The organism is Rhodococcus sp. NCIMB 12038 (genome assembly GCF_002165735.1).
Classification (GTDB): domain Bacteria; phylum Actinomycetota; class Actinomycetes; order Mycobacteriales; family Mycobacteriaceae; genus Rhodococcus_F.
Window position 1 is genome coordinate 68,591 of the sequence record NZ_NHML01000009.1, and the last position, 15,235, is coordinate 83,825.

Annotated in this window: 11 protein-coding genes; 7 read left to right on the forward strand and 4 right to left on the reverse strand. The window is 68.7% G+C overall.

The genetic code is table 11. From position 1 onward, the window contains the following. Positions 1-5 precede the first annotated feature (5 nt). From CA951_RS15325 to CA951_RS15335, 3 genes are read left to right on the forward strand one after another with little or no spacing between them, the layout of a single operon-like run. Positions 6-1,259 carry a CaiB/BaiF CoA-transferase family protein gene (locus CA951_RS15325; RefSeq protein WP_087557642.1) on the forward strand — a complete coding sequence of 418 codons (1,254 nt, stop codon included), beginning with the start codon at positions 6-8 and terminating at the stop codon, positions 1,257-1,259. Next, positions 1,256-2,194 carry a hydroxymethylglutaryl-CoA lyase gene (locus CA951_RS15330; protein WP_087557643.1) on the forward strand — a complete coding sequence of 313 codons (939 nt, stop codon included), beginning with the start codon at positions 1,256-1,258 and terminating at the stop codon, positions 2,192-2,194. Before CA951_RS15325 ends, CA951_RS15330 begins: the two co-directional genes overlap by 4 nt. Continuing rightward, on the forward strand, positions 2,191-3,186 hold the full coding sequence (locus CA951_RS15335; protein WP_087557644.1) for a D-glycerate dehydrogenase: 996 nt from the start codon (positions 2,191-2,193) through the stop codon (positions 3,184-3,186). Before CA951_RS15330 ends, CA951_RS15335 begins: the two co-directional genes overlap by 4 nt. A 36-nt stretch (positions 3,187-3,222) precedes the next feature. Here CA951_RS15335 and CA951_RS15340 read toward each other — a convergent pair whose 3' ends face one another. After that, on the reverse strand, positions 3,223-4,008 hold the full coding sequence (locus CA951_RS15340) for an IclR family transcriptional regulator (RefSeq protein WP_087557843.1): 786 nt from the start codon (positions 4,006-4,008) through the stop codon (positions 3,223-3,225). Between the two features lie 299 nt (positions 4,009-4,307). Here CA951_RS15340 and CA951_RS15350 point away from each other — a divergent pair, with 299 nt between their 5' ends. Continuing rightward, complete coding sequence (locus tag CA951_RS15350; RefSeq protein ID WP_087557646.1) at positions 4,308-4,775, forward strand: DIP1984 family protein; 468 nt, start codon at positions 4,308-4,310, stop codon at positions 4,773-4,775. 266 nt (positions 4,776-5,041) lie between these two features. On the opposite strand, the gene CA951_RS15355 is transcribed toward CA951_RS15350, so the two are convergent. Next, positions 5,042-7,465, reverse strand: a complete 2,424-nt coding sequence (locus CA951_RS15355) for an ATP-dependent Clp protease ATP-binding subunit (protein ID WP_087557647.1) — start codon at positions 7,463-7,465, stop codon at positions 5,042-5,044. A 161-nt stretch (positions 7,466-7,626) separates the two neighbouring features. Next, positions 7,627-8,619: an Lrp/AsnC family transcriptional regulator gene (locus CA951_RS15360; protein WP_087557648.1), complete on the reverse strand. Its 993-nt coding sequence runs from the start codon at positions 8,617-8,619 to the stop codon at positions 7,627-7,629. Positions 8,620-8,760: 141 nt separating this feature from the next. Here CA951_RS15360 and CA951_RS15365 point away from each other — a divergent pair, with 141 nt between their 5' ends. The 3 genes from CA951_RS15365 to CA951_RS15375 all read left to right on the forward strand — a co-directional run bounded on the left by CA951_RS15365 (position 8,761) and on the right by CA951_RS15375 (position 13,632). Continuing rightward, a complete protein-coding gene (locus CA951_RS15365; RefSeq protein WP_087557649.1) occupies positions 8,761-10,236 on the forward strand; it encodes an MFS transporter in 1,476 nt (491 codons plus the stop codon). A 31-nt stretch (positions 10,237-10,267) separates the two neighbouring features. Beyond that, positions 10,268-11,533, forward strand: coding sequence for an amidohydrolase (locus CA951_RS15370; protein ID WP_087557650.1), 1,266 nt, complete (start codon positions 10,268-10,270; stop codon positions 11,531-11,533). A 74-nt stretch (positions 11,534-11,607) separates the two neighbouring features. After that, positions 11,608-13,632 (forward strand): APC family permease, encoded by a 2,025-nt coding sequence (locus CA951_RS15375; RefSeq protein WP_087557651.1) that lies wholly within the window; start codon positions 11,608-11,610, stop codon positions 13,630-13,632. Here the strand turns inward: CA951_RS15375 and CA951_RS15380 are convergent. Then, entirely contained in the window at positions 13,601-15,217 is a 1,617-nt protein-coding gene (locus tag CA951_RS15380) for an FAD-dependent monooxygenase (protein ID WP_087557652.1), read from the reverse strand. The genes CA951_RS15375 and CA951_RS15380 overlap by 32 nt on opposite strands. Positions 15,218-15,235 lie beyond the last annotated feature (18 nt).

The window sequence follows — 15,235 nt, forward strand, 5'->3', positions numbered from 1 at the left end:
TCACCATGTTCTCCGACAACACCATTCGGCCTCTCGACGGCGTTCGGGTACTCGAGCTGGGCAATTACATCGCCGCACCGACGGCGGGCCGGATGCTCGCCGACTTCGGCGCCGAGGTCATCAAGGTGGAGCGCCCGAAGACCGGCGACGAACTGCGTAACTGGCGCCTGTACTCCGGCGACACCTCGATGCTGTACCGCACGATCAACCGGAACAAGAAGTCGATCGTGCTGGACCTGCGCACCGAGGAGGGCAGGCAACTCGTCCTCGACCTCGCCGCCCACTGCGACATCCTGCTGGAGAACTTCCGGCCCGGCACTCTGGAGAAGTGGGGTATCGGACCGGACGCGTTGAACGAGGCCAATCCGGACCTGGTGATCGCAAGGATCTCGGCGTTCGGGCAGACCGGACCGATGTCGCAGCGGCCGGGCTTCGCCGCGGTCGCGGAGGCCGCAGGCGGGTTCCGCGAACTCGTCGGCGACCCGGACCGGCCGCCGGTGCGGGTCGGGGTGTCGATCGGCGATTCGATCGCCGGACTCTATGCGGCATTCGGGGCGGTGATGGCACTGTTCCAACGCGAGGCCGCGAAGGTCGCCGGGACGCAGGGCCCGTCCCTGCCGCATCGGATCATCGACGTCGCGCTGAACGAATCGATCCTGTCGATGATGGAGTCGCTGATCCCCGACTACCTGGCGTACGGCATCAAACGCGAACGCGTCGGCGGCCGGATGGAGGGCATCGCCCCGTCGAACGCGTACACCTGCAACGACGGCAACAGCATCATCATCGCCGGCAACGGGGACGCCATCTTCCAGCGCTACATGGAGACCATCGGCCGCCCCGACCTCGGCGCCGACCCGGACCTGTCCACCAACGCCGGACGGTGGGCGCGCCGCGACGAACTCGACGCCGCGATCGGCGAGTGGACCATCCAGTACTCGCGCGACGACGCGCTGAAGATCCTCGACACCGCCGGGGTGCCGTCGGGTCCGATCAACACCGCCGCCGACATCTGCAGCGACGACCAGTACGCGGCCCGCAACATGATTCAGCAGTTCACCGTCGACACCGGTGAGGCCGAGCCGAAGCAGGTCGGGTTCCCCGGCATCGTCCCGGTGATCGGCGGACAGTCGCTGCCGATCCGCAACGTCGGGCCGGACCTCGGCGAGCACACCCGGGAGGTCCTCGAGACGCTGCTCGGCAAGACCCCGGAACAGATCGACTCCCTCGTCAACGACACGGTAGGTGACATCTCATGACGCAGTCCTTCGAATCACGCGCCCTGCTCCGCGACGTCACCCTGCGCGACGGACTGCAGCTCACCGGCAAGATGCTGCCCACCGCGCGGAAGCTCGAGATCGCGCGACGACTCCTCGAACTCGGCGTGCCCGCCCTCGAGATCGGGTCGATGGCCCGCCCCGACCTCGTCCCGCCGATGGCGAACACCGTCGAGGTGATCTCGGAACTGACCCCGGAGGAACTGGAGCACTGCTGGGTGTGGGTCGCCACGCCCCGGCACGTGGAGAAGGCCGCCGCCGCGGGCGCACGCTATTTCCAGTACTGCTTCTCCGCGTCCGATTCCCACAACCAGGCGAACATCGGCCGGTCCACCGACGACAGCCTCGCCGCGATGCCCGCCGCGATCGAACTCGCGCAGGACGTCGGGGGCAGCATCCAACTGTGCATCGCGACGTCGTTCACCTGCCCGTTCGAGGGCCGGGTGCCGGAGCAGCGGGTGATCGACATCGCCAACGACCCGCGCGCCCACGGCGCCGTCGACGTCGTCGTCTGCGACACCCTCGGCCAGGCGGTCCCCGCCGAGGTGTACTCCCTCGTCTCCCGGGTCCGGCTCGAGACCCCGCAACGCGGCATCGTCTACCACGGTCACGACACCTGGGGTCTGGGGGTCGCGAACAGTCTCGCCGCGGTCGCGGCGGGGGCGATGACCGTCGACGGTGCCCTCGGCGGGCTCGGCGGCTGTCCGTTCGCGCCCGGCGCCAGCGGCAACACCGCCAGCGAGGACCTCCTGTTCGCCACCCGCCCGGACTGGCTGAACCCCACCACGTTCGGCTCGCTGGTGGAACTGTCCGAGAAGACCCTCGCCGAACTCGGCGAAGCCAATCGGTCCAAGGCCGCGCAGGGCGCGCGCTCCAACGCGTCCGCGTTCGAGTGGGTCATCGGCGGCGGCCGATGAGCGGCGCCCGGTTCTACGTCACCACCCCGATCCCCGAACCCGCTCTCACCCTGCTGCGTGCTGCGGGCAGCGTCGAACTGCCCGAAGAACTTCCGGACGCCGCCCGGCTGCGGGAGGTCTGCGTGTCCGGCGACTACGACGTGGTGGTGTCCCAACTGCGCGACACGTTCGACGCCGACCTCCTCGCCGCCGCGAAGATCCGCGGGATCTCCAACTACGCGGTCGGGTTCAACAACGTCGACATCGGCGCGGCCACCGCCAACAAGATCCTCGTCGGGAACACCCCGGGTGTGCTCACCGACGCCACCGCCGACGTCGCGATGCTGCTGATCATGGCCACCGCGCGCCGGGCGGTGGAGGCCGACGCGTTCGTCCGCTCCGGCAAGTTCACCGGCTGGGAACCGAACCTGCTGCTCGGCCAGGACGTTTCGGGACGCACCCTCGGACTCGCCGGATTCGGGCGGATCGCCCGCGCCACCGCCCGCCGGGCACTGGCCTTCGGCATGCAGGTCTTGTTCTGCCCGCGGCCTCCCGGCGACCGGCCGGTGCCGGACGACGAACTCGGCGAGTTCGCCGGACTCGTCACCCACACCGACTGGGACACCCTCGTCACCACCAGCGACTTCCTGTCCCTGCATGTTCCGCTGAACGAGCAGACACGGCACCTGGTGGACGCGGACGTCCTGCACGCGATGAAGCCGACGGCGATCCTCGTCAACACCGCGCGCGGTCCCGTCGTCGACGAGACCGCCCTCGTCGCCGCCCTGAAATCCGGGGAGATCGCCGGGGCCGGACTGGACGTCTACGAGGACGAGCCCGCGCTCGCACCCGGGCTCGCGGAACTGCCGAACACGGTGCTGCTCCCCCACGTCGGCAGCGCCACCGTCGCCGTACGGTCCGAGATGGCGCGGCTGTGCGCCGAAAACGCGGTGGCCATGGCGCAGAACCGGATCCCACCGCACCCGGTCAACCCGGAGGCGTGGACGTCGTGACGGACGCCGCTACCCGTCGTGACGCGCGAGCACGCCTCACGACGGGTAGCGGCCGCCCAGCGTCCGGGTGACCTGCTCGGCGCTGCCGACGAGCAGATCCACCCACTTCTCGCACTGCTCGCGGGGCATGCGGAGGGTCGGCCCGCTGATCGCCAGCGCGCCGAGCACGTCGCCGGACGAATCGAACACGGGCGCAGCCAATCCCGAAGCGCTGTCCTCCCGCTCCCCCGCCGTGATGGCGTACCCGTCGGCCCGCGCCTGGTGGATCAGTTCGCGCAGCACCGCGGTGTCGGTGACGGTGCCCTCCGTCATCGGTTCGATGGGTCCGGCGAGGACCTGCTCGGTGAGGTCCGGGTTCCAGGCGAGCAGCACCCGGCCGGCCGACCCCGCGGGCAGGGGGACGATCTTTCCGACGTACATGTTCCGTCGCAGGGCGTGCTCGGTCTCCGCGATGGCCACGCACACGCGGTAGCCCTGCTCGACCCGGAAGAAGCTGGCGGTCTCACCGGTAGCGTCGCGGATCTCCTTCAGCACCGGCGTGACGACGGCCAGCACGTCGAGTCCCTTGGTGGCCGTCGCCGCCCAAAATGCCATCTTGACGCCGATCCGGATCTGGTCGCCGGACCGGTCGAGGAATTCCTGCGCCACCAGGTTGCTGACCAGCCGCTGGACCGTCGACGTCGGCAGGCCCGTAGCCTGGTGGATCTCGCCCAGAGTCATCGACGGACGCGACAGACTGAAGGCATCGAGGATCTCCGTGATCTTGCTCAGCACCAGCAACGGCTGGTGTTTGGAGGTCAATTCGCCGTCTTCCGCTCGCATACCCACGACGATAGTCGCCCCCACCAGCACGTGAGTGCCGAAGGATGGCGGAACACACTTCGGCACTCACCTGGGGAGAAAATACCGTCGCTACTCGAGCGGCGATGTGGTACCAATTGAAGATGCTCGAATTCGACTCGACGAAAGGCGCATGAGCGCCCTCCGAGATTTCTCTCCGACACGTTGCCTCGGGGAATTCACCCGCGCGTTCGGCGCGCTTCGCTCGGTACCCACCCGGTGCCGCGACCCTGCCTTCACATTCGCTGTGCCCCACGACGTCTTCGAGGAAGGAGGTACACGTGAAATTGGCTGAGGCACTGGCCGAACGCGGCGATCTGACGCGCCGGGTGGAGCAACTGAAGTCGCGCATCCTCACCAATGCCCGACATCAGGAGGGCGAGGCGCCGGCGGAGGACGCCGCGGCGCTCCTCGCCGAACTGGACGAGGTCCTGGACCGCACGGAAGTCCTGGTGCGCAGAATCAACCGGACGAATACCGCTGCGCCACTCGGCGATGCGAGAATCACGGACGCGCTGGCCCGCCGGGACATGCTGCGCATCCGGCACCGGGTGGTGTCCGCGGCAGCGGATGCCGCCTCGGGTCGTGAGCAGGACCGATACGGCAGGCAGCTGCGCTCCGAACTCGTCTTCGTCGCGGCGTTGCCCGTCCGGGATCTGCGGCGTAGGGCGGACGATCTCGCGCGGCGGATCCGGGCGATCGATCTGCAAGTGCAGAAGGCGAATTGGGAAGTCGAGTTGCTCGACTGACCTTTCGCCGGGTAGTGGGTAACCGTTCCGGAGGCGAGCACGCACCGCGGTCGGCGGCAATCCGGCCACTTCTCCTGCGCGGAGGGCAGCGCACCCCGGGCACACACCCGGATCACAGTGCAGCCCTGCACAACGCACAGGTGACGGTGCACGGCGCACATCTCATCACCGGGTGCTGATCGGGAACGGCGAGGGCGGGTAAGGGGCTACCCACACACGTGAGTGGCAAAGCGTGCGGGAGCACACTTTGCCACTCACGTGGGGGATCAGCCGACCACGAGGTCCAACTCGTCGTCGGCCACGCCGACCGCGATGCTGCCACCCTCGACGAGGACGTCGTCGAGCAGCATATCGGCGATCCGATCGTCGACGGCCCGCTGAATCGACCGGCGCAACGGGCGCGCCCCGAACTCGGGCTGGTGTCCGTGCTCGGCAATCCAGTCGACCGCGGCGTCGCTGAACGAGATCTCGATGCCCTTGGACTGCAGCCGCTTCCGGCTGTCGTCCAGCAGCAGGTCGGTGATCCGGTGCAGCTGATCGGTGTCGAGCTTGCGGAAGATCACGATCTCGTCGATCCGGTTCAGGAACTCCGGACGCATCGACTCGCGCAGCCGGCCCATCACCCGATCCCGCAGCGGCTTCTCCGACGCCTCCGCGTCTCCGGTGCTGAAGCCCAGCGCACCCGACTTGCTGGAGATGATGTCGGATCCCAGGTTGCTGGTCATGATCAGCACGGTGTTCTTGAAGTCCACCGTCCGGCCCTGACCGTCGGTGAGCCGACCGTCGTCGAGCACCTGCAGCAGCGTGTTGAACACGTCCGGGTGCGCCTTCTCGATCTCGTCGAGCAGGATCACCGAGTACGGGTTCCGCCGGACCTGCTCGGTGAGCTGCCCCGCCTCCCCGTACCCGACGTAGCCGGGAGGAGCACCGACGAGCCGGCTGACCGTGTGACGTTCACCGAACTCGCTCATGTCGAGCCGCAGCATCTTGTTCTCGTCACCGAACAGTGTGGCGGCCAGAGCCTTCGCGAGTTCGGTCTTGCCGACACCCGTCGGTCCGAGGAACAGGAAGCTGCCCACGGGACGGTCGGGATCGTTCATCCCGGTGCGGCTGCGGCGCACGGCCCGGGCGATCGCCTTCACGGCGTCGTCCTGGCCGATGACGCGGCGGTGCAGTTCGTCCTCGAGCCGGCGGAGACGTTCCTTCTCCTCCTCGGTCATCTGGCTGGCCGGGATCCCGGTGGCCCGCGACACGACCTCGGCGATCTGCTCGGCCGTCACCTCGGGCGCGGCGTCGGACGCACCGACGGACTTCCCGTCGATTCGGGCCTGGACCGCCGTGGCCTCGTCGCGCAGACTCGACGCCTTCTCGTACTGCTCGTCGGCGACGGCCTGCTCCTTGGCCTGTTCGAGTTCCGCCAGCTTCGCCCGCAGAGCCTCGACGTCGACGCTCGGCATCCGCAGCCGCAACCGGGCGCCGGCCTGATCGATCAGGTCGATCGCCTTGTCCGGCAGGAAGCGGTCGCCGATGTAGCGGGCCGACAGCTCGACCGCGGCCGTGATCGCCTCGTCGGTGTAGCGGACACCGTGATGCTCCTCGTACCGGTCACGCAGACCGGACAGGATCGCCACCGCATCCTCGACGCTCGGCTCCGCCACCGTCACCGGCTGGAAGCGCCGTTCGAGCGCCGGGTCCTTCTCGATGTGCTTGCGGTACTCGTCGAGCGTCGTCGCACCGACGATGTGCAGTTCACCACGGGCCAGCTTCGGCTTGAGGATGTTGCCGGCGTCCATCGCACCGTCGGCGCCGCCACCGGCACCGGCGATGGAGTGCACCTCGTCGATGAAGACGATCAGCTCGTCCGAGTGGGCCGAGATCTCGTCGATCACCTTGTTGAGGCGTTCCTCGAAGTCGCCGCGGTACCGGGTGCCCGACACCATGCTCGACAGGTCGAGTTGCACGATGCGCTTACCCGTCAGACGGTCGGGGACGTCGCCGTCGACGATGCGCTGGGCCAGGCCCTCGACGACCGCCGTCTTGCCGACGCCGGCCTCACCGACCAGCACGGGGTTGTTCTTGGTGCGGCGCGACAGGATCTCGATGGTCTGCTCGATCTCGTCGGCGCGCCCGATCACCGGGTCGACTCCGCCGCCGCGTGCGCGTTCGGTGAGGTCGAAGCCGTACTTGTCGAGCGTGGGGGTCTCGGAGTCCGGGGACTCCTCCACCGACCCGCCCTGCACCGCGGTCTGCAGGCGTTCCGGGGTGATGCCCTCGGACGCGAGCAGTCGTCCTGCGGCGTGGTCCTGATCCGCGGCGAGCGCCAGGAAGAGGTGCTCGGGATCGATGTAGGTGGAACCGAGAGCACGCGCGAGCTGATGCGCCTCGAGCAGCGCGGTCTTCAGCGCACCGCTCAGTGCGGGCGTTGCAAAGCCTGACGTGTCCCGGCCCTGAGGCAGTCGCAGCTCGACGGAATCGGCGACGGCCGACGTGTCGGCGCCTGCGCGGCGCATCAGGGAACTGACGGGGTCGTGTTCTGTCATGACGCGCAGAACGTGGAGTGCATCGAGTTCCGCGTCGCCACGACCTGCGGCGAAGCGGGCGGCAGCAGCCATGAGCTCCTGGGTGGAGCGGCTCATGAGCCGACTGATGTCGATGCGACCTGGGCCCTCCGGCCCGAAGAATGCTGGCATTCCTCAGCCTCCTATAAGTTGAGCGTTACTGACTCAACTAACGTGCCAACCCTGCGATCAATTCCCAGGGACACCGGATGTGAGCGCGATCACAGGCGCTTCGCGCTCGTGCGCCTTTTTGGTAGCTGGAACAACCAGAAAGGCGCACGGGCGCGGAGCGCCTACTGCATGGGCAGTTCGTCCTCGTCGAACACCCGACCCATGCGTTTGCGGACGCCGAGAACGAGGCACCGGTCGAGGATGCTGACCGCGGGCAGTTTCTGCTCGACGACGGCCTCGAGCCCTTCGACGTCGGAGAGTCCACGCAACCACACCGACACCAGGAGATTGGCAGGCCCGGCCACCGACAACACCGTCCGCACCGCTGGCAGCCCGCTCAGGTTGGCGCCGACCCTGGCCATCTGGGCGGCGGGAACCCGGAGGAAGTACCACGCGCAGACGGGATACCCCGAGGCCCAGCGCGGCATGTCCGTGCGGAATTCGAAAGCGCCCGAAGCGAGGGTCGCACTGAGCCGTTCGCGCGCCCGCCGCGTGGAGGTCCCGAGGGCCTCCGCGACGGTCCGAGTCGTCGCACGACCGTCGCGGGACAGGATGGCGATGATGTCCCGTTCGGCGACCGGCGGACGGGCGAACATCGCCGAGAGCCGGACGGCGTCGCGGCGTCGGGCGGCGTCGATCGCGCCCGACTCGTCGGCGTCGAGAGCGCGCAGACGCCACTGCGATGCTCCGGAGATCGTGGTGATCACCGGGTGCGTGCGGACGGTGCGAACGTCGGGGATGCCCGCGACGCGGGACACGACGTATCGGTTGAACGCTGTCGGGTCGGGGCAGCCCACGGTGAGGATCAGGTCGCGACCACCCGAGGCGACGTCGATCGACATGCACTCGGTGTCCTGGGACAACTCGGTGATCACCACGTCGATCGACCCGGCGACGCACTCGACCTCGACGATCGCGCCGCGCGCGGCCTCGGACATCGGCGGCTGGACCGTCACCCAGGCCATGCCCCGTTCGCTCAGCCCGGACCACCGTCGCGCGAGAGTCACCGGGTCGGCCCCGAGGATCGGCCCGAGTTGCGACCACGGCACCCGCGGCCACACCTGCAACGCGTGGATAAGTCGAAGTTCGTCCTCCGTGGGCGTCTTCTCCTGCATATCAGTACCTCCTCAGCGTCAACTTCTGCGCATTTACACCGCAGAAATTCACTGACCCAACACTCGGACGCATCGATTCGGTCGTTTCGCTCATATTGTCATGTCGCCTCCCGAGGCGGCCCGCAACCTTGGAGGTCACACATGGGAGCACTCCGATCCCCCATTCCCACCGGCGCCGGTTCCGACCGGCGTCTCGGCGCCGCGGCCGGCTTCGTCGGGTTCCTCTTCGCCATGGAACTGTCGAGCGGATTCCTCCAGGCATGGTTCAGTCCGGTCCTCTCGGCGATCGGTGAGAAGTACTCGGTCGGCCCCGCCGACCTGAACTGGGTGCAGACGAGTTATCTGCTCGCGACCGCGGTCCTCGTGCCGTTGCTCGCCAAGATGGGCGACCAGTACGGACACAAGCGGATGCTCGTCGTCGCGACGGCGATGGTCACGGTCGGCAGCGTCGTGTCGGCGCTCGCCCCGACGTTCGGCATCTTCATCCTGGGCCGGGCGATCACCGGCGCACTCGCGGCGTTCCTGCCGCTCGAGTTCGCGATCGTGCGGGAGCGCGCCGGGGAGCAGTCCGGGAAAGCGATCGGTTTGCTGGTCGGCGGGCTCACGCTCGGCGCCAGCGTCGGCGTCGTCCTGTCCGGGGTCCTCGCATCGTTCCTCAGTCTGACTGTGCTGCTTCTCGTTCCGGCGGCACTCATGGCGCTCGCGCTCGTCGTCGTGGTGTCCTTCGTCCCCGAAACGACGGCGCGCACGTCGGGCCGCCTCGACTGGGCCGGGGCGATTCTCCTGGGGGCGGGGCTGGCGTTCGCGTTGTTCGCGATCAGCACGGGCAACAGGTTCGGGTGGGCGTCGGGGCCGGTGCTGGGTGGGCTCCTGCTCGGCGGCACGCTTCTCGCGCTGTGGGTGGTGCTCGAGCGGCGGGTGTCCTCGCCGCTGGTCGATTTCGCGATGCTCTCCGGCCGTGCCGGTGTCGGGCTGCCGATCCTGCTCGCGGCCCTGTTCGGGGCCCAATTGTTCGGCAGCCAGACCCCGATCGCGCTCTTCGTCGGCACCGACCCGGCAGCGGCCGGATTCGGGCTCGGCCTGTCATCGTCGCTGATCGGGCTGGTCCTCGTGTTCGCGTCGATCGCGGCGTTCGCCGGCACGTTCGCCGGACCGCGGCTGGGTGCGCGGGTCGGCGACGTCACCGCCGTCATCGTCGGCGCGGTGGCCGCCGCACTGGGGTACGCCCTGCTCACGGTGCTGCACTCGGACACCGTCAGCGTCCTCGTGTGGCTCGTCGTGTCCGGACTCGGCAACGGCATCATCATCTCCGCGCTCCCCAACGTGGTGGTGGCACGGGCGCCACGGGACTCGGTCGGCATCGCATCGGGCCTCTACAACACTGCCCGCACCGTCGCCGGTGCCATCGCAGGCGCCAGCTTCACTGCGGTGATGTCCGGGTTCACGGCGACGCTCGACGGCGGTTCGGTGATCACGAGCGAGGCGGGGTACCAAGCGGTGTGGGTGATCTGCGGGCTGCTCTCGCTCGCCGTCGCCGGCCTCGCGGTGGTGACACGCGGACCCGCCGCCGACCGCACTGCGCCTACCGTCACTGCCGCCGCGCCCGCCGAGGCGTGATCACCGTTCTCTCCAGAAGAAAGGAAAGTTCATGACCGACACCGCAATTGCCGGCGACATCGACGTCTCCGGCGGCCCGAACGCAGTCGCCGAGGAGTTGAAGCGACGCGTGGAGGACACCGTCCTCGAATGGCGCGACCGCCTCGTCGCCACGAGCCACGACCTGCACGCCCATCCGGAACTCGCGTTCGAGGAACACCGTTCGGCGGCGCTCGTCGCAGACCTGCTCCGCGATGCCGGTTTCACGGTGGACGTGGGTGTCTGGGGGCAGGACACCGCCCTCGAGGCCGTGTACGGCAGCGGTGACCTGACGGTCGTGGTCTGCGCCGAGTACGACGCCCTCCCCGGCATCGGGCACGCATGCGGCCACAACATCATCGCGACTGCCGGAGCGGGGGCGGCGATCGCGCTGTCCCGGGTTGCGGACGAGCTCGGCATCCGGGTCAAGCTTCTCGGGACGCCGGCCGAGGAGAAGGGTGCGGGCAAGGCCCACATGCTGGAGGCCGGCGCCTGGGAGGACGCGACGGTGTCGCTGATGGTTCACCCCGGTCCCGGCATCGTCGTGCCCACCGCGGGGAGCACGTCGCAGTCCCGCGACCGGTTCCGGGTCGAGTTCACCGGGCGGGCGTCGCACGCGGCGGCCGCGCCGAGCGCAGGGATCAACGCGGGCGACGCGGCGACGGTCATGCAGGTGGCCGTGGGACTGCTGCGGCAGCACCTGCCCGACACCGTGCGGGTCAGCGCCGTCACGCTGTCCGGTGGCGACGTCTCCAACATCATTCCGGCAACCGCGGTCGTCGAGGCCGAGGTGCGCTCCTTCGACCTCGCGGAGACCGCCGAACTGAAGAAGAAGGTGCTCGCCTGCGTGGACGGCGCCGCGACGGCCACCGGATGCAGCTACGCCGTCACCCCTGTCGATCCGATCTACGAGCCCCTCGTCCAGCACCCGTTCCTCGCCGACCGTTTCGACGCCGCCCTCGGGCATCGGGGCCGGGTGATGACACCGCTGAACGGCGGCGCACTCGGCGGCGGATCGACCGACATGGGCAACGTCTCCCAGGCCCTCCCGTCGATCCACCCGTTGATCGGGGTGATGGGTTCGACGGCGGCGCCACACACAGCGGCATTCGCGGCCGACGCGATCTCGCCGGCCGCCGACGACGCCATCGTCGACGGGGCCTACGCTCTGGCCGCGGCGATCGTCGACCTCGCCACCGACGTCGAGGCGCGGGCCGAGGTTCTCGAGCGGCAGCGCACCCGGGCACCCGGCGCCACACGCCGGCCTGCGTACGTGTAGCCCTCCGGTGGGGTGCAGCGCGGCCTGAGAGCGAAAACCCGCGCTGCACCCCACCGCGGTTCTACGCTGAACTGGTGGTGGCTCTCGTTCGAGCGGTCCGGCGGCTGGCTCTGGGACGCCCGCTGCGCAGTGACGATCTCGGGGAGCAGTTGCTGACCAAGCGTCTGGCGCTGCCGATCTTCGCGTCCGACCCGCTGTCGTCCGTCGCGTATGCGACGCAGGAGATCCTGCTGATCCTGTCGCTGGGCGGTCTCGCGTACTTCTATCTGACACCGTATCTGGCGGTCGGGGTGGTGGTGCTTCTCGCGGTCGTCGCCCTGTCGTACCGCCAGGTGGTGTACGCGTATCCCAGCGGGGGCGGCTCGTACGAGGTGGCCACCAAGAACCTCGGCCCGTCCGCAGGATTGACGGTGGCGTCCGCACTGCTCATCGATTATGTGATGACGGTGGCGGTGTCGGTCTCGGCCGGCGTCGACAATCTGATCTCGGCGGTGCCTGTGCTGGACACGCACCGGGTGACCCTGGCCGTGGCGTTCGTGGTGCTGCTGACGGTGATGAACCTGCGCGGGATCCGCGAATCGGGGGCCATGTTCGCCTTCCCGACGTACGGGTTCATCGCCGGCGTGATGATCCTGATCGTGACGGGGTTCATCCGTGTCGCGGTGGGTTCGACACCCGTCGCCGAAAGCGCCGGCTACACTATCGAACCGGAACTGTCCGGGCTGACCGGTCTGGCCCTCGTGTTCTTCGCGCTGCGCGCGTTCTCGTCCGGATGCACCGCGCTGACGGGGGTGGAGGCGATCTCCAACGGGGTGCCCGCGTTCCGTAAACCGAAGAGCGCCAACGCCGCGAAGACCCTCATGGCGATGGCGGCGACGGCCATCGTGATGTTCGCGGGAATCACCGCGCTGGCCATTGTCGCCAAGGTTCACGTCGCGGTGAATCCGTGCGATCTGATCGGGTTCTCCGGAAACTGCGAGACCGACCCGCAGCGCACCGTCATCGCGCAGATCGCGGCCGCCGTGTTCGGCGGCACCACCAACTTCGGCTTCTTCTACGTGCAGGCCGCGACCGTGCTGATCCTCGTGCTCGCCGCGAACACCGCCTACAACGGCTTCCCGCTGCTCGCGTCGGTGCTCGGCCGCGACCGTTACCTTCCCGTCCAGCTCAACACTCGCGGCGACCGGTTGGCGTTCAGCAACGGCATCGTTCTCCTCGCGGTGACGGCGGGCGGGCTGATCGTCCTGTTCCACGCGTCCGTCACCCACCTCATCCAGCTGTACATCCTCGGGGTGTTCACGTCCTTCACCCTCAGCCAGGCGGGCATGGTCCGGCACTGGAACGGTGTGCTGGCAACCGAATCCGACTCCCGCGAACGGCGTCGTATCCGCGGCAGGCGGGCGCTCAACGGCACCGGCGCCGTCCTCACGGGCACCGTCCTTGTCATCGTCACGATCACGAAGTTCACCGAGGGCGCCTACCTGGTGGTCATCGCGATGCCGATCCTGTTCTTCCTGATGCGCGGGGTGCGGCGGCACTACGACCGGATCGCGGCGCTCCTCGTCGTCGACGAGGACAGCTTCACCCTGCCCTCCCAGGTGCACACCATCGTGCTGGTGTCCGTGCTCAACAAACCCACCGCCCGTGCCCTCGCGTACGCCCGCGCCACCCATCCGACGACGCTCGAGGCCGTCACCGTGCAGGGCGCCGACACCACGAAGTTGCAGCGGGAGTGGGAGAAATACGAGATTCCGGTGCCACTGAAGGTCCTCGAATCGCCGTACCGCGAAGTCACCGGCCCCATCGTGGGATACGTGAAATCCGTCCGGAAGCGGGTTCCCGGCGGAGTCGTCACTATCTTCATCCCCGAATATGTGGTCGGTCGCTGGTGGGAACACCTGCTGCACAACCAGAATGCGCTGCGTCTCAAGGGCCGGTTGCTGTTCACGTCCGGGGTGATGGTCACGAGCGTGCCGTGGCTGCTGGATTCGGCCACGCGGGCCGGGGCACCGCTCGGCAAGCCCGCGCCGGGCGACATCCGGCGTGGCCTGCCCACGACCGTCGAACTCAGCGGAAAGTCGGCTTCAGATACTCGGTGAGTCCGTCGACGGCGACCGGACTCTGCCGGAATCCCAGATAGCCGTCCGGGCGGACGACGAACGCGGCGGAACCTTCGGTTCCGTAGGCGCGGGCGAACTCGCCGTCGCGGTCCCGGATCAGCGGCAGCACCGTTTCGCCGACCTCGGCGGCAGGCGATGCGACGAGGTACGTGTCGACGAGTCCGCCGGTCGCCGCGTCCACCGACGTCGCGGCGGCCTCGAGCAGTTCCAGCCCGCGCGCGTCGACCGAGTCGTCGGCATACAGCAGCAGCGTGTGGTTCGGTCCCGCGAGGAGCGTGAACAGCCGGAGGGGAAACGCGACGGTGGTGCGGGTCAGCCCGCGGGCGTCGGGTGCCCGACTGCCGGGCACGAGTGCCGCATTCGACTCCGGTCGGCCGACGATCGGACTGTCCGCGTAACTGATGAGAAGTTGCGCCTCGCGGCGGATCACGTAGTCGGGATCCGACGACCCCGCCCCGATTCCCTCCCGGGCGCTGCGCACGGTGCGTCCCACCACCTCCTCCCCGACGGGCCGCCGCTCGGCGTCGTAGCTGTCCAGCAGATCGGGGGCCGCGGCACCGGACACCGCCAGCGCGACCTTCCACGCCAGGTTGTGGGCGTCCTGGATGCCGGTGTTCATGCCCTGTGCGCCGGTCGGCGGATGGATGTGCGCGGCGTCGCCCGCGACGAACACCCGGCCGCGCCCGTACGAGTCGACGATGCGGTGACTGATCCGGAAGACGGACGACCAGCGAAGATTCGACGCCCGCGTGGGCTGGGGCGACAGCCGGTCGAGCACGGCCTGGATGTGGCTCAGCTCGGGCGTCGGTCCCGCTTCGAAACCGTGCGCGATCTTGTCGGCCGCCGGAGTTCCGGTGCCTGCGAGATCGCTGGGCACCAGCATCGACATCCGGTAGCGGCGGCGCCCGGGCAGCGGAATGCACACGAGCAGGTCGTCGGTCTCGCCGTCCGTCTGATGCATCGACCGGATTCCGTAGCCGCGCGGCATCGTCCAGTCGACCTCGACGTCGCCGAGCATGTACTGCTCGACGAACGCACCGCCCTCGAAGGTGAGGCCGAGACCCTTGCGGACCACGCTGTGCGCGCCGTCGCAGCCGAAAAGGTACTGGGTTCGGACGGTTTCGTCGCCGTCCGCTCCGGTGACCGTGGCGACGACGCCGTCGTCGTCCTGTTCGAACGCCGTCAGCCTGATTCCGCGTTCGATCGTGGTGCCGAACGTGGCCAGGTGCTCGGTGAGGATGCGTTCGGTCTCGTACTGGGGCAGCCCGATGAATTCGAACGGGATGTCCGCTGGGAGCGACAGGTCCAGCCGGGCGACCTCGTCGCCGTTGACGTACACGATCTGCCCGAGCATCTCGATCGACGCGTCCAGGATGTTCCGCAGCACACCCATGCTCTCGAACACCTCGAGTGTGCGCGGCTGAATTCCCACCGCCTTCGCGTACTGCGGCGGCTCGAGCAGGGGATCGATGATGCGGCAGGCGACGCCTCGCCTGCGCAGTTCGATCGCCGCCGTCAGACCGACAGGACCCGCTCCGACCACCAATACCTCGGGATGCACCACACGACACCGCCTCGTCAG

Bases quoted from the DNA above. Each gene is read 5' to 3' on its own strand.
- CA951_RS15325 (WP_087557642.1), top strand. From the start codon at position 6: ATGTTCTCCGACAACACCATTCGGCCTCTCGACGGCGTTCGGGTACTC.
- CA951_RS15330 (WP_087557643.1), top strand. From the start codon at position 1,256: ATGACGCAGTCCTTCGAATCACGCGCCCTGCTCCGCGACGTCACCCTG.
- CA951_RS15335 (WP_087557644.1), top strand. From the start codon at position 2,191: ATGAGCGGCGCCCGGTTCTACGTCACCACCCCGATCCCCGAACCCGCT.
- CA951_RS15340 (WP_087557843.1), bottom strand. From the start codon at position 4,008: ATGCGAGCGGAAGACGGCGAATTGACCTCCAAACACCAGCCGTTGCTG.
- CA951_RS15355 (WP_087557647.1), bottom strand. From the start codon at position 7,465: ATGCCAGCATTCTTCGGGCCGGAGGGCCCAGGTCGCATCGACATCAGT.
- CA951_RS15360 (WP_087557648.1), bottom strand. From the start codon at position 8,619: ATGCAGGAGAAGACGCCCACGGAGGACGAACTTCGACTTATCCACGCG.
- CA951_RS15365 (WP_087557649.1), top strand. From the start codon at position 8,761: ATGGGAGCACTCCGATCCCCCATTCCCACCGGCGCCGGTTCCGACCGG.
- CA951_RS15370 (WP_087557650.1), top strand. From the start codon at position 10,268: ATGACCGACACCGCAATTGCCGGCGACATCGACGTCTCCGGCGGCCCG.